At 68.1% G+C, this 16,812-nt stretch carries 15 protein-coding genes; 8 read left to right on the forward strand and 7 right to left on the reverse strand.

The features are described from left to right. The first annotated feature begins 41 nt into the window (after positions 1-41). Both GJV80_RS23070 and GJV80_RS01085 read left to right on the forward strand, forming a co-directional pair. Positions 42-1,706 carry an extracellular solute-binding protein gene (locus tag GJV80_RS23070; protein ID WP_195909099.1) on the forward strand — a complete coding sequence of 555 codons (1,665 nt, stop codon included), beginning with the start codon at positions 42-44 and terminating at the stop codon, positions 1,704-1,706. Then, the gene (locus GJV80_RS01085) at positions 1,703-3,502 is read left to right on the forward strand and encodes a DUF2264 domain-containing protein (protein WP_255455603.1); all 1,800 of its coding nucleotides are present in this window, start codon (positions 1,703-1,705) and stop codon (positions 3,500-3,502) included. The genes GJV80_RS23070 and GJV80_RS01085 overlap by 4 nt, the downstream gene beginning before the upstream one ends. On the opposite strand, the gene GJV80_RS01090 is transcribed toward GJV80_RS01085, so the two are convergent. Then, complete coding sequence (locus tag GJV80_RS01090) at positions 3,495-5,264, reverse strand: DapH/DapD/GlmU-related protein (protein WP_154686343.1); 1,770 nt, start codon at positions 5,262-5,264, stop codon at positions 3,495-3,497. The two genes, GJV80_RS01085 and GJV80_RS01090, sit on opposite strands and share 8 nt — an antisense overlap. A gap of 32 nt (positions 5,265-5,296) precedes the next feature. Beyond that, positions 5,297-6,034 (reverse strand): class I SAM-dependent methyltransferase, encoded by a 738-nt coding sequence (locus GJV80_RS01095; RefSeq protein WP_230207997.1) that lies wholly within the window; start codon positions 6,032-6,034, stop codon positions 5,297-5,299. 90 nt (positions 6,035-6,124) lie between these two features. Here GJV80_RS01095 and GJV80_RS01100 point away from each other — a divergent pair, with 90 nt between their 5' ends. Next, on the forward strand, positions 6,125-7,111 hold the full coding sequence (locus GJV80_RS01100) for an AraC family transcriptional regulator (protein WP_230207998.1): 987 nt from the start codon (positions 6,125-6,127) through the stop codon (positions 7,109-7,111). A 36-nt stretch (positions 7,112-7,147) separates the two neighbouring features. Here GJV80_RS01100 and GJV80_RS01105 read toward each other — a convergent pair whose 3' ends face one another. Beyond that, complete coding sequence (locus GJV80_RS01105; protein ID WP_154686344.1) at positions 7,148-7,981, reverse strand: AraC family transcriptional regulator; 834 nt, start codon at positions 7,979-7,981, stop codon at positions 7,148-7,150. A gap of 79 nt (positions 7,982-8,060) precedes the next feature. On the opposite strand from GJV80_RS01105, the gene GJV80_RS01110 reads away from it, so the two are divergent. Further along, a complete protein-coding gene (locus tag GJV80_RS01110; RefSeq protein ID WP_154686345.1) occupies positions 8,061-8,507 on the forward strand; it encodes a DUF2000 domain-containing protein in 447 nt (148 codons plus the stop codon). A gap of 41 nt (positions 8,508-8,548) precedes the next feature. Here the strand turns inward: GJV80_RS01110 and GJV80_RS01115 are convergent, their stop codons facing one another. Beyond that, entirely contained in the window at positions 8,549-9,001 is a 453-nt protein-coding gene (locus tag GJV80_RS01115) for a DUF2231 domain-containing protein (protein ID WP_154686346.1), read from the reverse strand. 140 nt (positions 9,002-9,141) lie between these two features. Here GJV80_RS01115 and GJV80_RS01120 point away from each other — a divergent pair, with 140 nt between their 5' ends. Together GJV80_RS01120 and GJV80_RS01125 are read left to right on the forward strand one after the other, a co-directional pair. Further along, positions 9,142-9,681 (forward strand): sigma-70 family RNA polymerase sigma factor, encoded by a 540-nt coding sequence (locus tag GJV80_RS01120; RefSeq protein ID WP_154686347.1) that lies wholly within the window; start codon positions 9,142-9,144, stop codon positions 9,679-9,681. After that, positions 9,678-10,361, forward strand: coding sequence for an anti-sigma factor (locus GJV80_RS01125; RefSeq protein WP_195909101.1), 684 nt, complete (start codon positions 9,678-9,680; stop codon positions 10,359-10,361). Before GJV80_RS01120 ends, GJV80_RS01125 begins: the two co-directional genes overlap by 4 nt. Positions 10,362-10,402: 41 nt before the next feature. Here the strand turns inward: GJV80_RS01125 and valS are convergent, their stop codons facing one another. Further along, positions 10,403-13,021 carry a valine--tRNA ligase gene (valS, locus tag GJV80_RS01130; protein WP_154686349.1) on the reverse strand — a complete coding sequence of 873 codons (2,619 nt, stop codon included), beginning with the start codon at positions 13,019-13,021 and terminating at the stop codon, positions 10,403-10,405. A 228-nt stretch (positions 13,022-13,249) separates the two neighbouring features. On the opposite strand from valS, the gene GJV80_RS01135 reads away from it, so the two are divergent. Beyond that, positions 13,250-14,881 (forward strand): folylpolyglutamate synthase/dihydrofolate synthase family protein, encoded by a 1,632-nt coding sequence (locus tag GJV80_RS01135; RefSeq protein ID WP_154686350.1) that lies wholly within the window; start codon positions 13,250-13,252, stop codon positions 14,879-14,881. Then, entirely contained in the window at positions 14,878-15,234 is a 357-nt protein-coding gene (locus GJV80_RS01140) for a DUF4233 domain-containing protein (RefSeq protein ID WP_154686351.1), read from the forward strand. Before GJV80_RS01135 ends, GJV80_RS01140 begins: the two co-directional genes overlap by 4 nt. Positions 15,235-15,285: 51 nt before the next feature. Here the strand turns inward: GJV80_RS01140 and GJV80_RS01145 are convergent, their stop codons facing one another. Both GJV80_RS01145 and GJV80_RS01150 read right to left on the reverse strand, forming a co-directional pair. Next, the gene (locus tag GJV80_RS01145) at positions 15,286-16,077 is read right to left on the reverse strand and encodes an inositol monophosphatase (protein ID WP_154686352.1); all 792 of its coding nucleotides are present in this window, start codon (positions 16,075-16,077) and stop codon (positions 15,286-15,288) included. Next, positions 16,067-16,801 (reverse strand): glycerophosphodiester phosphodiesterase, encoded by a 735-nt coding sequence (locus tag GJV80_RS01150; RefSeq protein ID WP_195909102.1) that lies wholly within the window; start codon positions 16,799-16,801, stop codon positions 16,067-16,069. The genes GJV80_RS01145 and GJV80_RS01150 overlap by 11 nt, the downstream gene beginning before the upstream one ends. Positions 16,802-16,812: the final 11 nt, after the last annotated feature.

Below are 16,812 nucleotides of genomic sequence, written 5' to 3' on the forward strand. Positions count from 1 at the left end.
TGATCTCACCTTCCGTGCTGCACCGATTCGAGGAGGAACTCGTGTCCGCCAACCTGTCCATGCCCAATGCCTTCACCCGGCGCCGACTGATCGCCGGCGCCGGCGGACTGGCCGCGCTGGCCGGAACCGCCGGCCTGGCCGGTTGCGGTGGCACCGAGAAGAGCTCCAACTCGGCGAGTGCCAACAGTTCGGTGAAACTGCCGACCTACGTGGCCTACACGGGAGTCAAGCCGGACCTGCCGCCCACCGAGCAGGGTGTGGACGCCGGCTTCCGGAGGTTCCCCTCCAACAACCCCAAGGTGGTGCCGGAGAAGCCGGGCAACGGCGAGACCGTGACCGGGATGGCCAACATCTACTACGCGGTGCCGCCGGGCCCGGATCACAACAGCTACTGGGCCGGCCTCAACGACCGGCTGGGTGTCGACCTCAAACTGCAGATGGTCGGCAACGCCGACTACGCGACCAAGTTCCCGACCGTGATCGCCGGCAACGAGCTGCCGGACATGCTGCAGATGCAGCTGGTGGCCAACTTCCCGGCCCTGCTGGACAAGCGGTTCACGCCACTGGACGAGTTCCTGTCCGGTGATGCGATCAAGGACTACCCGAACCTGGCCAACGTCCCGACCAGCGCTTGGAAGACCACGATCTACAACGGCCATATCTACGGCATTCCGATCCCTCGCGGCGTGATCTGGAACTACAACTTCATTCGTCAGGACATCTTCGACGAGAAGGGCCTGCCGACCAGTCCGAAGGGCTACGACGAGTTGATCTCGGTCGGCGAGGAACTCACCGATCCGCGCAAACGGCGGTGGGCGTACAGCCTGCTGAACCAACCGCGGCAGCTGCTCGGCGCCATGAACGACGAGCCGAACGGCTGGCGTGAGGAGGGTGGCAAGCTCACCAATGCCTACGAGACCGAGGAATACAAGCAGACCATCTCCGACCTGATCAAGATGTGGAAGAGCGGCGTCATCCATCCCGACGCCTTCAACGACTCCCAGCCGTTCAAGCAGCTCTTCAACTCCGGCACCTGCGCGATCAACGCCGCCGACGGCTACCCTGGCTGGGCGCAGTACATCTCCGACAACTCCTCGAACCCAGACTTCAAGCTCGGTCTGATGAAGACCTACAACCGGGACGGCTCGGCCCTCGCCCGCTGGCACCTGGGAACGGGGATCTACGGCAACGCCTTCACCGGGCTGAAGAAGCAGGACAGCAAGGACAAGATCAAGTTGATCCTGCGGGTGTGCAACTGGCTGGCCGCGCCGTTCGGCACCGAGGAGTACCTGTACCGGCTGTACGGCGAAGAAGGCGTCGACCACACCAAGACGAAGGCCGGCGACCCGGTGCTGACCAAGAAGGGTCAGACCAACACCGTCATCCCGATCCGGTACTTCGCCGACGCCCCGTCCGCGCTCTACCAGCCAGGACGTCCGCACGACGCCGACGTACAGCACAAGTACCAGTCGGAGGAGATCCCGACCGGGATCAGCAACCCGACCGTCGGCCTGTTCTCCAACACGTACGCGACCAAGAACGCGACCGCGGACAAGAACTTCAACGACGGCATCAACCAGATCGTCCAGGGCCGTCAGCCGATCTCGCAGTTGGACAGCCTGCTCAGCACCTGGCGGTCTGCTGCCGGCGACGGGATGCGCAAGGAGTACCAGGACCAGCTGCAGAAGAACGGTGGCCCGCGCTGAGTTCGTCGGAGCGCGCACCCGATCCGACCGCGCCGTACACGGGCTGGGGCAGGGCTCACCTCGAAGCCTTCGCCGATCGCACGTTGTTGGCACTGCGACCGTGGGCGACGCCAGGACATGCCCGATTCGACCTGCCCGGCCCGGCCTCCCGGGCGGGGCAGGTCAGCGACGGCCTGGAGGCGTTCGCCCGGTCCTTCCTGGCGGCGGGGTTCCGGTTGTCCGCCGCGGCGGACGACCCGGATGATCATGCCGGCTGGTATGCCGCCGGCCTGGTCTCGGGCACGGATCCGTCCTCGCCCGAACGCTGGCCCGATCTCGCCGACATCGCCCAGAGCCGGGTCGAGGCCGCCGCCATCGCGATCGCCTTGCACGAGAGTCGGTCCTGGATCTGGGACCGGCTCGGCAAGACCGATCAACAGCGGATCATCGACTGGCTGGCACCCAGCGCCCAGGTCGGTTACGGGGACAACAACTGGAAGTGGTTCGCCAACATCACCCAGGCGTTCCTGCGATCGGTCGACGGCCCACACGACGAGAAGTTGATCAACGACAACATCGCATTGCTGGACTCGTGGTATCTCGAGGGCGGGTGGTACAACGACGGCGACCGGGGCAGCATCGACTGGTACAACGGCTGGGTCATGCACCTCTTCGCCCTTTGGTACTGCCGGATGTCCGACGGCGTTCCCGGCGTCGCCGACCTGTTGGAACGCTATCGGCAGCGGCTGGGTGACTACCTGTCCCAGGCCGCCTGGCTGTTCGGCGCCGATTCCGCGCCGCTGTTCCAAGGCCGGTCGCTGATCTACCGCTATGCCACCGTCGGCGCGCCGTGGGCCGGCGCGATCTTCGATGCCGACCCGTTGACTCCCGGTACGCTGCGCCGGCTGGCCATGGGCACCGTCCGCTATTTCGCGGACAGCGGCGCGTTCACCGAGGACGGCCTGCTGAGCATGGGATGGCTCGGACGCCACGAAGCCATGCGGCAGCCGTATTCGGGACCCGGGTCGCCGTACTGGTCGAGTCTCGGCCTGGCGGGACTGGTGATCGGCGCCGACGACCCGTTCTGGACGATCCCGGAACAACCGCTGCCGATCGAGACCGGGGACATCGGCGAGCCGATCGTCCCAGCCGGGTGGCTGGTCTCGGGGACCCAGCAGGACGGCATCGTCCGGGTGATCAACCACGGAGTCGATCATTCCGCGGCTCATGACGACCAGGAGGACCCGCTGTACGGCCGGTTGGCCTACTCGACGGTGACCGCACCGGCTCCACGGCCGACCGGGACGCCGGCCGACAATCAGGTGATGTTGATCGGTCCGAACGGCGAGACCACCCGCCGGGTCGGCTTCAGCAACCTGATGACTTCGCGGCGGATCGCCGCAAGTGCCTGGGGGCCGATCACCTGCACCTCGGTAGCGCACGGTGCCGTCGAGGTCCGGATCATCCGCTTGCAGGCCGAGCGTGCCGACGACCTGGACGGTGTACGCCTGCTGGTCTCCGGCTATGCCGTGCCCCGGCAGCCGGTTCCCGGATCCCGGCAGCAACTCCGCTCCGACGTGCAGATCCTGCTCGGTGACGGGAAGCCGGGATCAGCCGAACATGATCAGGACAATCCGTTCGGTTCCCGGTTGTTGATCAACAGCGCCGAATTCCCGGTGGTCGCCGCCGGACAGACCTATGCCGTCGGCGTCAGTCTGACCGACGGCGCGGACCGACCGGCGTGGCCGACGGTCGTCGCGGAAGCGTCGGCGACCAGGATCGCCTGGCCCGACGGCACCGTGGACCTGATCACCTAGCCGGATCGGCCGGCGTTCCGGCCAGGTCGATCGCCGGTTCCGGGCGGTGCACACCGCGCGGCCGGTAACCGGCTTCGGCGGCGATGCCGAGCACGTCGGCAAGCAGCCAGATGATCGCCAACCACATCTCCGTGCCCTGCAGGCCGGGGGTGGTCGACGCCGCCGACGCGGCACTCCCGGCGGGTGCCTGGAACCCGAATCCCTGGCCGTCGGTCCAGTGGCCGAGGGCGTCGTCGATCAATCCTGCGGCGACCTTCGTCACGTCGCCGCGTCGATAGTCGGACTGCCGTCCGGCCAGCCACAGCGGATGGATCACGTCGAGCACGTTGCAGGCGTTCTGCCGTTCGGGTGCGAAATAGCGTTGGGTGCGGACGTGGGCAAGCACGGTGTCGATCACCCGCTCGGGGTAGGGCAGTGGAAGCCCGAACTGAGCGTAGGTGCCGCGCGAGGCCCGGTAGAAGCCGTTGACCACCTGGAGCATGTCGCCGCCGTCGGTCGGGCCGTCCGGCCGTCCCCACATGCCGGTCCGGGGATCGGCTCGGGTGACCAGCCAGCCGTACAACGCGTCTGTCGCGCCGCCCCGGCCGGGCTCGCCCTTCGGCAGGTTCCAGCGCAGCGCCGTGCCGATGGCGTCGATCATGGCGCCGGAGTGCCAGGCGCGTCCGCGCCACGGCAGGTTGTCGAGCATGATCACCAGATCGTCGGGAGTGATGTCGGCATAGCCGGTGATCGGGTTCGGGAACCGGCTGCCGAGCAGGTCGAGGGCATAGCCGACACAGAGCACGTGATAGGCGCTGCCGGACACGTCCAGGCCGGCGAAGTCGGTGTCTCCGGGTTGGTAGCCGCGGGGCGGTACCCCGGGGGTGCCGTCGGAGTTGATCTCCGGCAACAGGCCGGTCTCCTTGTCCTGAAGATCACCCAACCAGTCGGCCTGCTCGTCGGCCGGCAACTGCTCTGGAGCCTTGCCCAGCAGCAGATCCGCGATCTCGATCGCATCACACTGGGCCCGTACGGTGAGGGCTGCGCCCGGCTTGTCGAGGAACTTGCGCAGGTCTTGGTCCCAGCATCGATCGAGGATGTCGGGCGCCTGGGATCGGGCGCGGCCGGTGAAGGCCCGCAGCCGCCCGGCAAGATCATCAGCGACGTCGGCAGGTGCCGTCGGTTTGGTCCGCGGCGGCACCCGCCATTTCAGCAGCCGGGCCGGATTCCCGCCGACGACGGCGCCCGCCGGTACGTCCTTGGTCACCACGGCACCGGCGGCCAGCATCGCCTTGTCACCTACGGTCACCCCGTCAACGATCACCACCTGGGAACCGATCCAGACATCCGATCCGATGGTGATGCCCTTGCTGGTCGTCGGCTGCCGGAAGACCTCGACGTCGGGATCACTCATCGTGTGGTTGAAACCCAGGATCGACGTGTGGGCGCCGATCCGGACCGCGTCACCGATGGTGATCTTGCCGCGGACCACGGTGTAGACGTTGATCGTGCAGTCCCTTCCGGTGCGAACCTCCCCGGACAGATAGGCGTGCCCGGCGACATAACTGTGATCACCAAGCTGCAGCACGTCGTTCTGCACGGCGGCCTGGTCGCTGACGAAAACGCCGTCACCGAACTCCCAGGCGGGATGCTCGGCGAGCAGCTCCCGCTGGAACTCGCGTTGTCGTTGCTTGGCGGCTTCGTCGGCCTGCGACCAGAACCGCCAGGGCGAGTAGTCGTAGACCGAGGGCGGGGTCGGTGGTGCACCGGCGTTGGCAGTCACGCCTTCAGCCTAGAACAACCCCTTGATCATGATCACCGGGTCGCCCGGACTATGGTCAGTGAGCCGAAGAACGCCTGGTGGTGCGCGACCTCGGCCGCGTCGTCGAATCCGTTCCTGCGGAGCAGATCCGGCAGGCCGTCATCCAGATTGGCCTGCACCTGCGGGCTTCTGCGCATGGCGGCATCGAGCAGTGCGCTCAGATGTCCCAGTGGACCATGGGCGTGGTCGCCGGACGGGCCACCGAAGTCCAGGATGGTGACCTTGCCTCCCGGACTCAGCACCCGCCGGGCCTCGGCCGCGAACCTCGCCTGGCTCTCGGCGTCGAGGTGGTGGATCGCCAGGGTCGACACGACGTGATCCAGCGATGCGTCCTCCAGGGGCAGTTCGTCGGCATAGCCGCGGATCAGAGTGACTCCGGCGCCCGCGGCTGCCGCCTTGCGGGCCGCCCGTCCCAGGGCGACGCCGTCGGGATCCAGTCCGGTCAGTTCGGCCCCGGGCACGGCCGCGGCCAGGGCGAGGAGCAGGTCGCCGCTGCCACAGCCGACGTCCAGCACCTTCTGGCCGGCCTCGATCTGGGCGTACTTGATCAGTTGGGCGCGGAACCGCGCTATCCCGAGCAGCCGGGTGCACGGGTCGTACAGCGGCATCAGCCACGCCTTGCCCATGCCGGGCAGGAACGGGCGGTGTTCGGTCTCCGGGGAATCAACGAAGCGGATACGAGCGGCGGAATCGGCCATGATCATCGGCTCCTGGTTGTCGGTGCGGGACAAGTGCGAAACTGGGCGGTGGACACCGGGGTTCGGTGTCGGTGAATCAACGATCGCCGCTGGTTCGGTCGGCGGTCAGGACGGATCTCGGGCATGGCAGGACATTCCTCGCGTTCGGCGGCCGGCGACCCGATGCCGCCGACCAGGACCCGCCTGCGCACGGTCCGGCCCGATGGGACGCCGGTCTACCGCTATGTCGAGGACTCGGGAGTTCCGCCGATCGGCCTGGTCAGCTTCGACCACACCGCGATCGACGGCCTGCCGCCCAACCACCGGCACGCCCACGACTTCCTGGTTCTGGTCTATGTCGAGCGCGGCGTGGGGTCGGTGCGGATCGACGATGTCGAGCACCGGTTGGCCGACGGTGAGGTGATCCCCATCGCTCCCGGTCGGATGCTCGGCAGCACGGATCTGGAGAGCCTGCGCGACGCCCGCTGTTATGCCGTGTACTTCCTCCCGGGAGCCGTTCTCGGATCGGACAACGTGCCGTCGCCGCTGACCTGGGGTGAGCATCCGCTGCTGTCCGCGTTCGCCCCGGCGCGCAGCCGGGAACCCGGCGCGCTCGCTGTACCGGCGGCCGACCGACGGCGATGGTCGGCGATGTTCTCCGACCTGCAGGACGAACTCGCCGATCCCGGCAGGACCGGCTTCCGCGAGGCGGTATCGGCGGCGCTGACCAGGATCCTGGTCGGCGTCGCCCGGCTGGCGGACTCGTCGGGCCGGGAGAACCGGATCGATCCGCTGGTGTCGCGGTTCTTCAGGATCGTCGAGCGCGATTTCACCCAGCCGATCTCGACCCGCGATGTGGCGGCTGAACTCGGCTACACCGCGGGGCACCTGACCACCGTGATCCGCGAGCGGACCGGGCGCACGGTGCTGGACTGGATCACCGAACGGCGACTGACACAGGCGCGGCGGCTGCTCGCCGACACCGATCTCGGGTTCGATGCGGTTGCCCGGCGCAGCGGTCTGGGCGACGCCGGCTATCTGGGCCGCCGCTTCCGGAGCCGGTACGGCATGACCCCGCTGGCCTGGCGCCGGGCACAGCGGCTCGCCGATCCGGCCGGTCCGCAGGACTGATCACTGCAGCCGCGACCTGTGCGACCGGTGTCGCCGTCAGCCGGTGCCGATCGCCGACCGGCGGTAGCGGCCGGGCGTGGTGTTGATCATGTGCTGCAGGTGCCGGGACAGGTGCGCCTGGTCGTAGAAGCCGGCAGCGATTGCTGCATCGGCGATCGGCATACCGTTCAACAGCAGCCTGCGGGCACGCTCCACGCGGCGACCGGTGAGGTAGCGATGCGGTGGTAGGCCGAAGCTGGCGGTGAACGCGCGGATCAGGTAGGCGGTGGTCACCCCGATCTCGGCTGCGGCGTGTTCGAGGTCGAGACCGTCGGCCAGGTGTTCGTCCAGCAGGTCACGCAGCCGTCGGGCGACCGGCTGGTCGGGTCGCCGCAGAGGCGATTCGGCCGGGCGGTGCCGCAGATGGTCCTGCAGCCGTTCGGTGATCAGCACCAACCGGGACTGTGCCTGCACCTCCTCGCCCGGCCTGGCCAGCGTGGTGTGCAGCTGGGCCAGCCTGTGCCGCAGCAGCGGATCGATCAGTTCCGGGTGATCGACCGACGGACCGATCAGGCGCTCATCGATCACCGACAGGTCCAGATAGATCACCCGCTTCCGGAAACCGCCAGGCACTGCGGACCGGCCGTCGTGAGCCACCTGTGGCGGCAACAGGGTGATCATCGAGCTCAGTGCACCGTGTTCCCGGCGGTCGAGGTCGTAGCGAACCGCGCCGTCGTCGATGATCAGCACCGTCCAGTCCTGATGGGTGTGCGCCGGATAGGCGTGGTCGGTGAACCGGGCGTGGAAGACCTCGGAGACTCCGGGCACCGCCGGCCGCCAGGCCCGCACCGCGGTCGGCCCCGAGCCGTTCGCGTCGACGTGCCCGGTCATGGGTCAACGGTAGCCGCCGGCGGCGAGGTCAGGAACGTACAAGATCTGCGACCGACACCCGGGCGACGGTGGAGGCGTGATGGAGAAACTGCTGGCCGAGCCGTACGACCGTCCGATCCGCTTCGACACCAAGGTCGCGGTCCTGCTCGGCGAGGACCTCGCGGGATGGCAGCGGTTGAATGTCACGGGGTTCCTGATCAGCGGGATCACCGCGAGCTTCCCCCAGCTGATCGGCGAGCCGTACCAGGACGCCGACGGCGTCGGTTACTTGGCGATGCTGGGGCAGCCGGTGCTCGTCTTCGAGGGTTCGGCGCAGCTGATCAAGCAGGCGCACGAACGGGCACTGCGCCGGGACCTGGCGATGTCGATCTTCACCAGCGACCTGTTCGCCACCGGCAACGACCTGGACAACCGCGCGGCAGTGGCCAAGATCTCCACTGGAGACCTGGACCTGGTCGGCATCGCCGTTCACGGGCCGCGGAATGCCGTCGACCGGGTGGTCAAGGGCGCCCGTATGCACCCCTGACCACCGGCCCGGCACCGTTGCCGTCAGGAGGTCTGTTGCGGTCAGGGGTTGTTGGCGACCGAACCCCACACCTGATGAGCGCCGGCGTCACCGGCGAGTGAGACCTGGACCGTGGTCCCGATCGCCGCGGCGATCACCAGCGCCGCGATCACGATGGTCAGCCACCGCCGGCGGGTCAGGAACCGCAGGTACACCCACTGGGCGGCGGTCGTCACGAACAGCGCGATCGCGAACGGGAGCACCCGCTTGCCGAACATCTCGTGCTCCGCGATCGCGGCGCCCATGTGCAGCGCACCGGCCAGCTGCAGACCGGCTTGGATGGTGATCGGCACGACGACCACGCCACCGAGAGCGGCCAACGGGGTCAGAAAGCCGAACTTGCGTTGGGCGGTGGGCCACAACGACCCGAGAATGGCCATCACGGAGGTGAGCGGCAGCAGCACAACAACCAGATGCACCAGCAGAGCGTGGGCCGGCAGCCCGTTGATCGTCATCACAATGGTGGGAACGAATCAACCCCGGTCCCGGTTCACCGCGACTTGTGGCCAGGCCCAGGACTCATCGCCTGTGAGTCATTCATAGCCGGTGAACCATTCGACGACCCGGTTCGTGTCCGAGGCAGAGAGGAGACACGGTGACCGGACTGCAGGAGTCCGAATGGCAGGCCATCCATGAGCGCCATTCGGGGGAGCTGTGGCGATTCGTGCTCTCCTTGACCCACGATCGCTCGGTTGCCGAGGACATCGTCCAGGAGGTACTGCTGCGGGCCTGGCGCGCCGCAGAGCTTGCCGACCGCGACGAGGCCGGTGTCCGGGCCTGGCTGTTCACCGTCGCCCGCCGGTTGGTGGTCGACCGGTGGCGCAGCGCTGCGGTCCGCAGGGAGAGTCCCGGCGAGGTACCCGAGACGCGGTCGGCGGCGATGATCGGCGGTGCCGCCACGGCGCCGGCGGACCGCACCGACGAGGTGTTGGACCGGTGGCTGATCGCCGATGCATTGGCCGCACTCAGTTCCGACCACCGGACCGTGCTGGTCGCGGCCTACTACGAGGGGCGGACGACAGCCGACATCGCCGCCCGGTTGCAGATCGCCGAGGGAACCGTGAAATCACGGCTGCACTACGGTCTTCGGCACCTGAAGATGATCATGCAGGAGAGGGGAGTGACCCGGTCGTGATCCAGCCCGATCCGTACGGTGATTGGGACGCCGCCTATGTGCTCGGCGCGCTGACGGTTCAACAGCGCCACGAGTACGAGGACCATCTGGCGGGCTGCGCGGAGTGCCGCCGGTCGGTGGGCGAGCTTGCCGCGATGCCGGGACTCCTTGCCCAACTGCCGGCCGCGGAGGCGATCGCGCTGAGCGACCAGTCCACGACGCCGGTGCCCGATTCGATCCGTAACCTGACGCCTCCGCGCGGGCTGAGCACCAGAGTCCGACTGCTGCTGGTGGCAGCCGTGGTGCTGGCCCTGGCGATCGGCGGTCTCGGCGGATTCCTGGCCCGCGGCGTCGTTGAGGCCTACCCGCGGCAGAACACGTCGCAACTGGTGGCGTTCGCCCCCGATCATCAGATCGGCATGATCGCCAACGCCAGGCTGACCTCCTCGGGAGCCCGGACCAAGATCGACGTCGACTGCATGTACGCCGTGCAGGGCGGCGGGTACGGCCATCAGGCCGAGTTCGCGCTGGAGACCGTCGACGACCAAGGCAACCACCAGCGCACCTGGACCTGGGCGGCCGGTCCCGGCGACCACAAGCAGTGGCAGGGATGGTCGGCGACCCCGCTGCGACGGATCACCGAACTGCAGATCGTCTACGCCGACAGCGGGTCACCGGTGATGACCGCACAGATCCACTGAACCTCCGGCGATCACCCGCTGATCGTCGCCGCAGGTCGTGATCAGGCCTGGGGCGCCAGTTCGACGGCGACGTCGAGGTCGGTGTCGGATTCGGCCCACAACACCTCGCCGGTGATCCGGCCGACCGCCCGAAGATCGGCCTCGACCTGCCGCAACCGCTCCAGGATCTCACCCTTGCCGGCGAACTCGATCCGGTTGACCTCGGTCTTCATCGACACCTTGGCGCTGGACTTCGCGCCGCGGATCGCGATCAGGGCTTCGGCGACCGCCTCCAGCACCAGGGCGTCACCACGGCCCTCGGCGTTGGGGATCTCGTCGGGGGTCGGCCAGGTCGCGGTGTGGATCGAACCGTCCTTCCACCAGGACCAGACCTCCTCGGTGGCGAAGGGCAGGAACGGTGCCAGCATCCGCAGCACAGCGTCCAGGGTGGTCGCCAGCGCGGCATGGGCCGACCGGGCGCCGTCGTCACCGACCGCACCGTAGGCGCGCTCCTTGACCAGCTCGAGATAGTCGTCGCAGAACTGCCAGAAGAACCGCTCGGTGATCTCCAGCGCACCGGTGTAGTCGTAGGCCTCGAACGCTTCCGTCGCCTGGCCGATCACCAGCTGCAGCGCCGACATCAGTGCCTGATCAACCGGCTCGGTGATCGCGGTGCCGGGCTCGGGGATTCCGTAGGACAGCACGAACTTCGACGCGTTCAACACCTTCAGCGCCAGACGCCGGCCGACCTTCATCTCGCGCTCGTCGAACGGCGAGTCCAGACCCGGCCGCGCCTTGGCGGCACGCCAGCGGACCGCGTCCGAGCCGTACCGCTCGAGAACGTCGGTCGGCACGACGACGTTGCCCTTGGACTTGCTCATCTTCTTGCGGTCCGGATCCATCACGAAGCCGCTGATCATGGAACGCTTCCAGGGCAGTGAGCCGTTCTCGTAATGGGCGCGGATCACCCGGTCGTACAGCCAGGTCCGGATGATGTCGTGTGCCTGGGTGTTGAGGTCCATCGGGAAGGTGAGCTGGAACAGCTCCGGATCCCGTTCCCAGCCGCAGACCAGCTGCGGGGACAACGACGAGATCGCCCAGGTGTCCATCACATCCGGATCGGCGATGAAGCCCCCGGGCGCTCCGCGCTGCGCCTCGGTGTAGCCGGGCGGCAGATCGGAGCTGGGATCGGTCGGCAGGCACTCCTCGTCGGGCATGATCGGGCGGGAGTGGTCCGGCTCGCCGTTCTCGTCCAGCGGATACCACACCGGGAACGGCACGCCGAAGTAGCGCTGCCGGGAGATCAGCCAGTCGCCGTTGAGTCCGTTGACCCAGTTGTCGTAGCGGTACTTCATGTGCTCCGGCACCCAGGCGAGCTCCTCGCCGCGCTGCAGGAACGTCTGCTTCAGGTCGGCATCCCGGCCGCCGTTGCGGAGGTACCACTGCCGGGTGGAGACGATCTCCAGCGGCTTGTCGCCCTTCTCGTAGAAGTTGGCCTTCCGCTGGGTGGGCGTCGGATCGCCGATCAGGTCACCGGCCTCCCGCAGCAGGGTGACCATCGCCTCGCGGGCACTGAAGGTGGTCTTGCCGGCCAGCTGCTCGTACGCCTGCGCCGCCTCACCCTGGGAGATCCACTCCGGGCGGTCGCGGACGATCCGGCCGTCACGGCCGATGATCACCCGGGCCGGCAGCTGCAGTTCGCGCCACCAGGTGACGTCGGTCAGGTCGCCGAAGGTGCAGCACATCACCAGACCGGAGCCCTTGTCGGGTTCGGCGGCCGGGTGGGACTTGACGGGCAGCTCGACACCGAACACCGGGCTGGTCACGGTGCTGCCGACCAGGTGCCGGTAGCGCTCGTCGTCCGGGTGGGCGATCAGCGACACGCAGGCTGCGATCAGCTCCGGGCGGGTGGTCTCGATGATCACCGGCGCCGAACCGTCGGTCGGGTGGAACTGCACCTTGTGATAGGCGCCCGGATAGTCGCGCGCCTCGATCTCGGCCTGGGCCACCGCGGTCTGGAAGGTGACATCCCACGAGGTCGGTGCCTCGGCGAGGTAGGCCTCGCCGCGCTCGACGTTGCGCAAGAAGGCCCGCTGGGCGATGGTGATCGCCTCGTCGGAGATCGTCGCGTACAGCGTTGACCAGTCGACGCTCAGCCCGACCCGTCGCCACAGGTCCTCGAAGACCTTCTCGTCGACAGCGGTCAACTGGTGGCAGAGATCGATGAAGTTGCGCCGGCTGATCGGCACCTGCCGCTTCGGGTCCGGTTTCTCCGGCGGGGTGAAGTTCTCCTCGTAGGGGATGCTCGGATCACACCACACCCCGTAGAAGTTCTGCACCCGCCGCTCGGTCGGCAGGCCGTTGTCGTCCCAGCCGATCGGATAGAAGACGTGCTTGCCGCGCATCCGCTGGTAGCGGGCGATCAGGTCGGTGTGGGTGTAGGAGAACACGTGCCCGACGTGCAGCGATCCGGAGACCGTCGGCGGCGGGGTGTCGATGCTGAAGACCTGCTCGCGGCGCAGTTCAGGATCGCCCGCTGGTCGCTGGAAGGCGTACGTGCCCTGTTGCTGCCAGATCTCCATCCACTTCGACTCCAGCCCCTCCAGCGCAGGGCGGTCCGGTACGTTCGGCGCGCCGGAGGTCGGAGCGTCGGTACGTGGGCCGGAATCAAGAGTCGTCATAGGAGGAATCCTACGGAGGCGACCCAGCCGTCCGCACATCGATAGTGACCCCGGACCAGGGCCCGGGCCACGCGGTGCGGCCGGCGCCCCCATTCTTGCCGCACCGCCTGCTGCATGCCGCACCGTGTGTACAGGGTGCGGCGTGCAGCAGCTGGTGCGGGAAGGACCTGGGACGGGGGAGCCCGCCGGGGGCCGGCAACCGGGGCGGCGCCGTAGACTCGGCCTGCGATGTCTGAATCCACCTCCGCCGCTGGCCGGCACGCTCAAATCACCGCCTCGCTCCAGGCCCGCTGGCCGGAACACCGGGTGGCGCCGAGTCTGTCCCGGATCGCCGCGCTGACCGACCTGCTCGGTGACCCGCAACGGGCCTACCCGGTGATCCATCTGACCGGCACGAACGGCAAGGGCAGTACGGCCGCCATGATCGACGCGCTGCTGCGTTCGGTCGGTCTGCGCACCGGGCGGTTCACCAGCCCGCACCTGATGGACGTCACCGAGCGGATCCGGATCGACGGCGAGCCGGTCAGTCACGAGCGGTTCGACCAGTTGTGGACCGAGATCGAACCGTACGTACGGATCGTCGACCAGCAACGACTCGACGGGGTCGAGATGACGTTCTTCGAGGTGATCACCGGCATGGCGTACGCGGCATTCGCGGACGCTCCGGTGGATGTCGCGATCGTCGAGGTCGGCCTGGGTGGCACCTGGGACGCCACCAATGTCGCCGATGGCAGGGTCGCCGTCGTCACACCGATCGATCTTGATCACACCCACCTGCTCGGCAGCACCGTGGAGAGGATCGCCACCGAGAAGGCGGGCATCATCAAGCCCGGAGCCACCGCTGTGCTGGCCGGGCAGCAGCCGGAAGCCGCGAAGATCCTGCTGGAACGGGCCGCTGAGGTCGGCGCAACGGTCCAGCGTGAGGGCATCGAGTTCGGCGTACTCGACCGGGTGATGGGAGTCGGCGGGCAGCAGTTGCGGTTGGACTCCGCGCAGGGCCCGATCGACGAGATCTTCCTGCCCGCCTACGGCGCCCACCAGGCACAGAACGCGGCGATCGCCCTGGCTGCCGCGGAGGCGTTCACCGGGTTGAACGGGATCGAACCCGACGTGGTACGGGAAGGCTTCGCCGCAGTCGAGGTGCCGGGCCGCCTGGAAGTCGTCCGCCGATCACCACCGATCGTGCTGGACGCGGCACACAACCCGCACGGCGCTCGCGCAACTGCGGCGGCGATCGCGGAGTCCTTCGACTTCACACCATTGGTGGGCGTGGTCGCGATCATGCGGGACAAGGACGCCGAGGGCCTGCTCCGGGAGTACGCCGACACGCTGACCACCGTGGTGGCCACCCAGGTTGCCTCCACCGACCGCGGCATGTCGGCGGCCGATCTCGGCGAACTGGCAGCCGGTATCTTCGGCGCGGACCGGGTGCAGGTCGAGCCGCGGATGGACGACGCGATCGAGACCGCGATCGCGCTGGCAGAGGTCGAGGGCGCCACCGCGCCGGGTGTGTTGATCACCGGTTCGGTGGTGGCCGTGGGTGAGGCGCGGACGCTGTTGGTCGGCAACCGGCCGACCGGCCGACCCGGGGCGGCGGCCGTCACCGGTGAGGGCGTCCTCGACGCGTCCGGTACGCCGCTGGTCGAGGATGCGGCCGATCCGCAGGAGGACAAGGACTACACCTACGGCCCGGAATACGGTGCTGACCAGTTCGGTGCTGATCAGCTCGGCGACGAGTTCGGTGACGACGCCGAGGACTCCGACGGCGAGGACTTCGCCACCGAGGTGCAGGACGAGGGTGCGTACGGACCGTTGCCGGACGACGGGGACGACGACCGGCCGACGGGTGATCATCGGTGAGGCTCAAGCCCGGCAACCCGATGGGGCGGGCGATGATGATCACGCTCTTCCTGCAGCTGATCGCTCTCGGCCTGGCCATTCCGGTCCTGATCAAACTGGCAGGTGTCCCCACCGGTCTGGCACTGGCGACCGCCGGTGGGACAGCCCTGCTCTGTCTGGTCGCCGGCGGCATGTTCCGTACGCCGCTGGGCTATCCGCTCGGCTGGTTGGCCCAGCTTGCCGGGTTGGCGCTCGGCCTGATCAGCGGGGTGATGTTCGTCGTCGGGGTGATCTTCACCGGCGTCTACGTGTTCGCCTTCGTGCTGGGCAAGAAGATCGACAACTCCACCGGGTCGGTTGTCGACAACCGCTGAACGGTCCGCGGTGATCAGGACAGGTCAGCAGCGCAGCAAGGCAACCCACGGTCATCGCCCGATCGCTGCCTGCCACAATCCGAAGAGCTCCTCGCCCACCTCGGGTCGGGCCGCCATGATGCCGCCGCGCTCCGGGAAGGCCGTTGTCCTGCCGCTCTGATCACGAACGACCATGCCGGCCTCCTGGCACAGCAGCGCCGCCGCAAGATGATCTTCGGGATGGAACTCACCGATCACGGCGCCCACCGTCCGACCGACGGCGACCTGGGCCAGGGTGAGCGTCGAGGAACCCATCACCCGGGTCGTGCAGTGCCGCGCGGCCAACGAGGCAAGGAGCACGTCCATCCCCGGCCACGGTCGGTAGCTGGCCCACTCGGTCCCGACCACACCGCCGGCCAACGACGCCGGCCCCGACGTCGCCGGCTTCCGGCCGTCGATCGTCACGCCGCGTCCGGCGGCTGCTACCCAGACCTCACCGCGCCACGGATCGGCGACCACCCCGACCAGCGGCGTACGGCCGATCGCCATTGCCAGTGAGAACGAGGTCCAGGGCAGCCCGGCGGTCAGGTTGGTGGTCCCGTCGACCGGGTCGCAGTACCAGGTCGGACCGGTTCCGGCCGTGCCGCCGTACTCCTCGCCGACCACGACGTGATCGGGCAGTTCGGCTGCGATCAAGTCGCGGACCGCCCGCTCGACCGCGGTGTCGACGGCCGTCACCACATCGGCGTCGTGCTTCTTGGTTCTGATCTCGCCCAGCGGCAGGTCGCGGGTGATCGAGATCGCTCGATCGGCGGCCCGGCGGGCCACCCCGACGCACAGGTCGAGGTCGGCATCACTGATCACGGCGCAACTCCTGCAACAGCCCGATTCGGTTGGTGATCATCGCGTCCAGTTCGCGGTCCAGCAGGTCCTCCATCAGCTTCGGATCGTCCACCGTCCAACAACTGACCGACAGCCCGAGCGCCGTGGCCCAGTCGATCGTGGCATCGTTGATCATCGGCCAGTGCGGGTTGAACACCTCGGGGGACAGATCACTGATCAGCGATTCGGCCGGCAGCCTGCCGTCACCGTTGGATTCGTCCCAGCTGAAGAAGATCCTGGCGTCAGGATCGGCCTCGCGGATGATCGCCAGCGAGTCCGGGCGCCCGCACCAGCAGATCTGGTCGGCCCGGATCCGGGAGGTGCGCACCGCTTCGGCGACGACCGCCAGGCCCGGCGCCGCCCATTGCCGGTGATCCATGTCGATCAGCAGGGCGGCGCTCGACTGGCCGATCAGGTCCAGCACCGTGGCGAGCAGTGGGATCCGATGCTCCGCGTCGCCGATCCGGGCAAGATCGTCGCTGGGCACATCCATGATCATCCGCGGATCACCCCACAGCCGCTGCAACGTGTCGTCGTGCAGCAGTACGACCTCACCGTCCGCGGTGGTCTTGATGTCGATCTCGACCAGGTCGGCTCCGGCGGACAGCGCCGAGACGATGCCGGGCAGTGTGTTCTCCCAATGGGCGATGGGATCTCCGCGGTGCGCGATCGCGTGGAAGCCGTCGCCCCGGACCAGGCGACTCATCGGTGGCCGCG

This window comes from Microlunatus sp. Gsoil 973 (assembly GCF_009707365.1).
Lineage (GTDB): Bacteria > Actinomycetota > Actinomycetes > Propionibacteriales > Propionibacteriaceae > Microlunatus.

Bases quoted from the DNA above. Each gene is read 5' to 3' on its own strand.
- GJV80_RS01100 (WP_230207998.1), top strand. From the start codon at position 6,125: ATGGCAGGACATTCCTCGCGTTCGGCGGCCGGCGACCCGATGCCGCCG.
- GJV80_RS01105 (WP_154686344.1), bottom strand. From the start codon at position 7,981: ATGACCGGGCACGTCGACGCGAACGGCTCGGGGCCGACCGCGGTGCGG.
- GJV80_RS01110 (WP_154686345.1), top strand. From the start codon at position 8,061: ATGGAGAAACTGCTGGCCGAGCCGTACGACCGTCCGATCCGCTTCGAC.
- GJV80_RS01115 (WP_154686346.1), bottom strand. From the start codon at position 9,001: ATGACGATCAACGGGCTGCCGGCCCACGCTCTGCTGGTGCATCTGGTT.
- valS (WP_154686349.1), bottom strand. From the start codon at position 13,021: ATGACGACTCTTGATTCCGGCCCACGTACCGACGCTCCGACCTCCGGC.
- GJV80_RS01135 (WP_154686350.1), top strand. From the start codon at position 13,250: ATGTCTGAATCCACCTCCGCCGCTGGCCGGCACGCTCAAATCACCGCC.
- GJV80_RS01150 (WP_195909102.1), bottom strand. From the start codon at position 16,801: ATGAGTCGCCTGGTCCGGGGCGACGGCTTCCACGCGATCGCGCACCGC.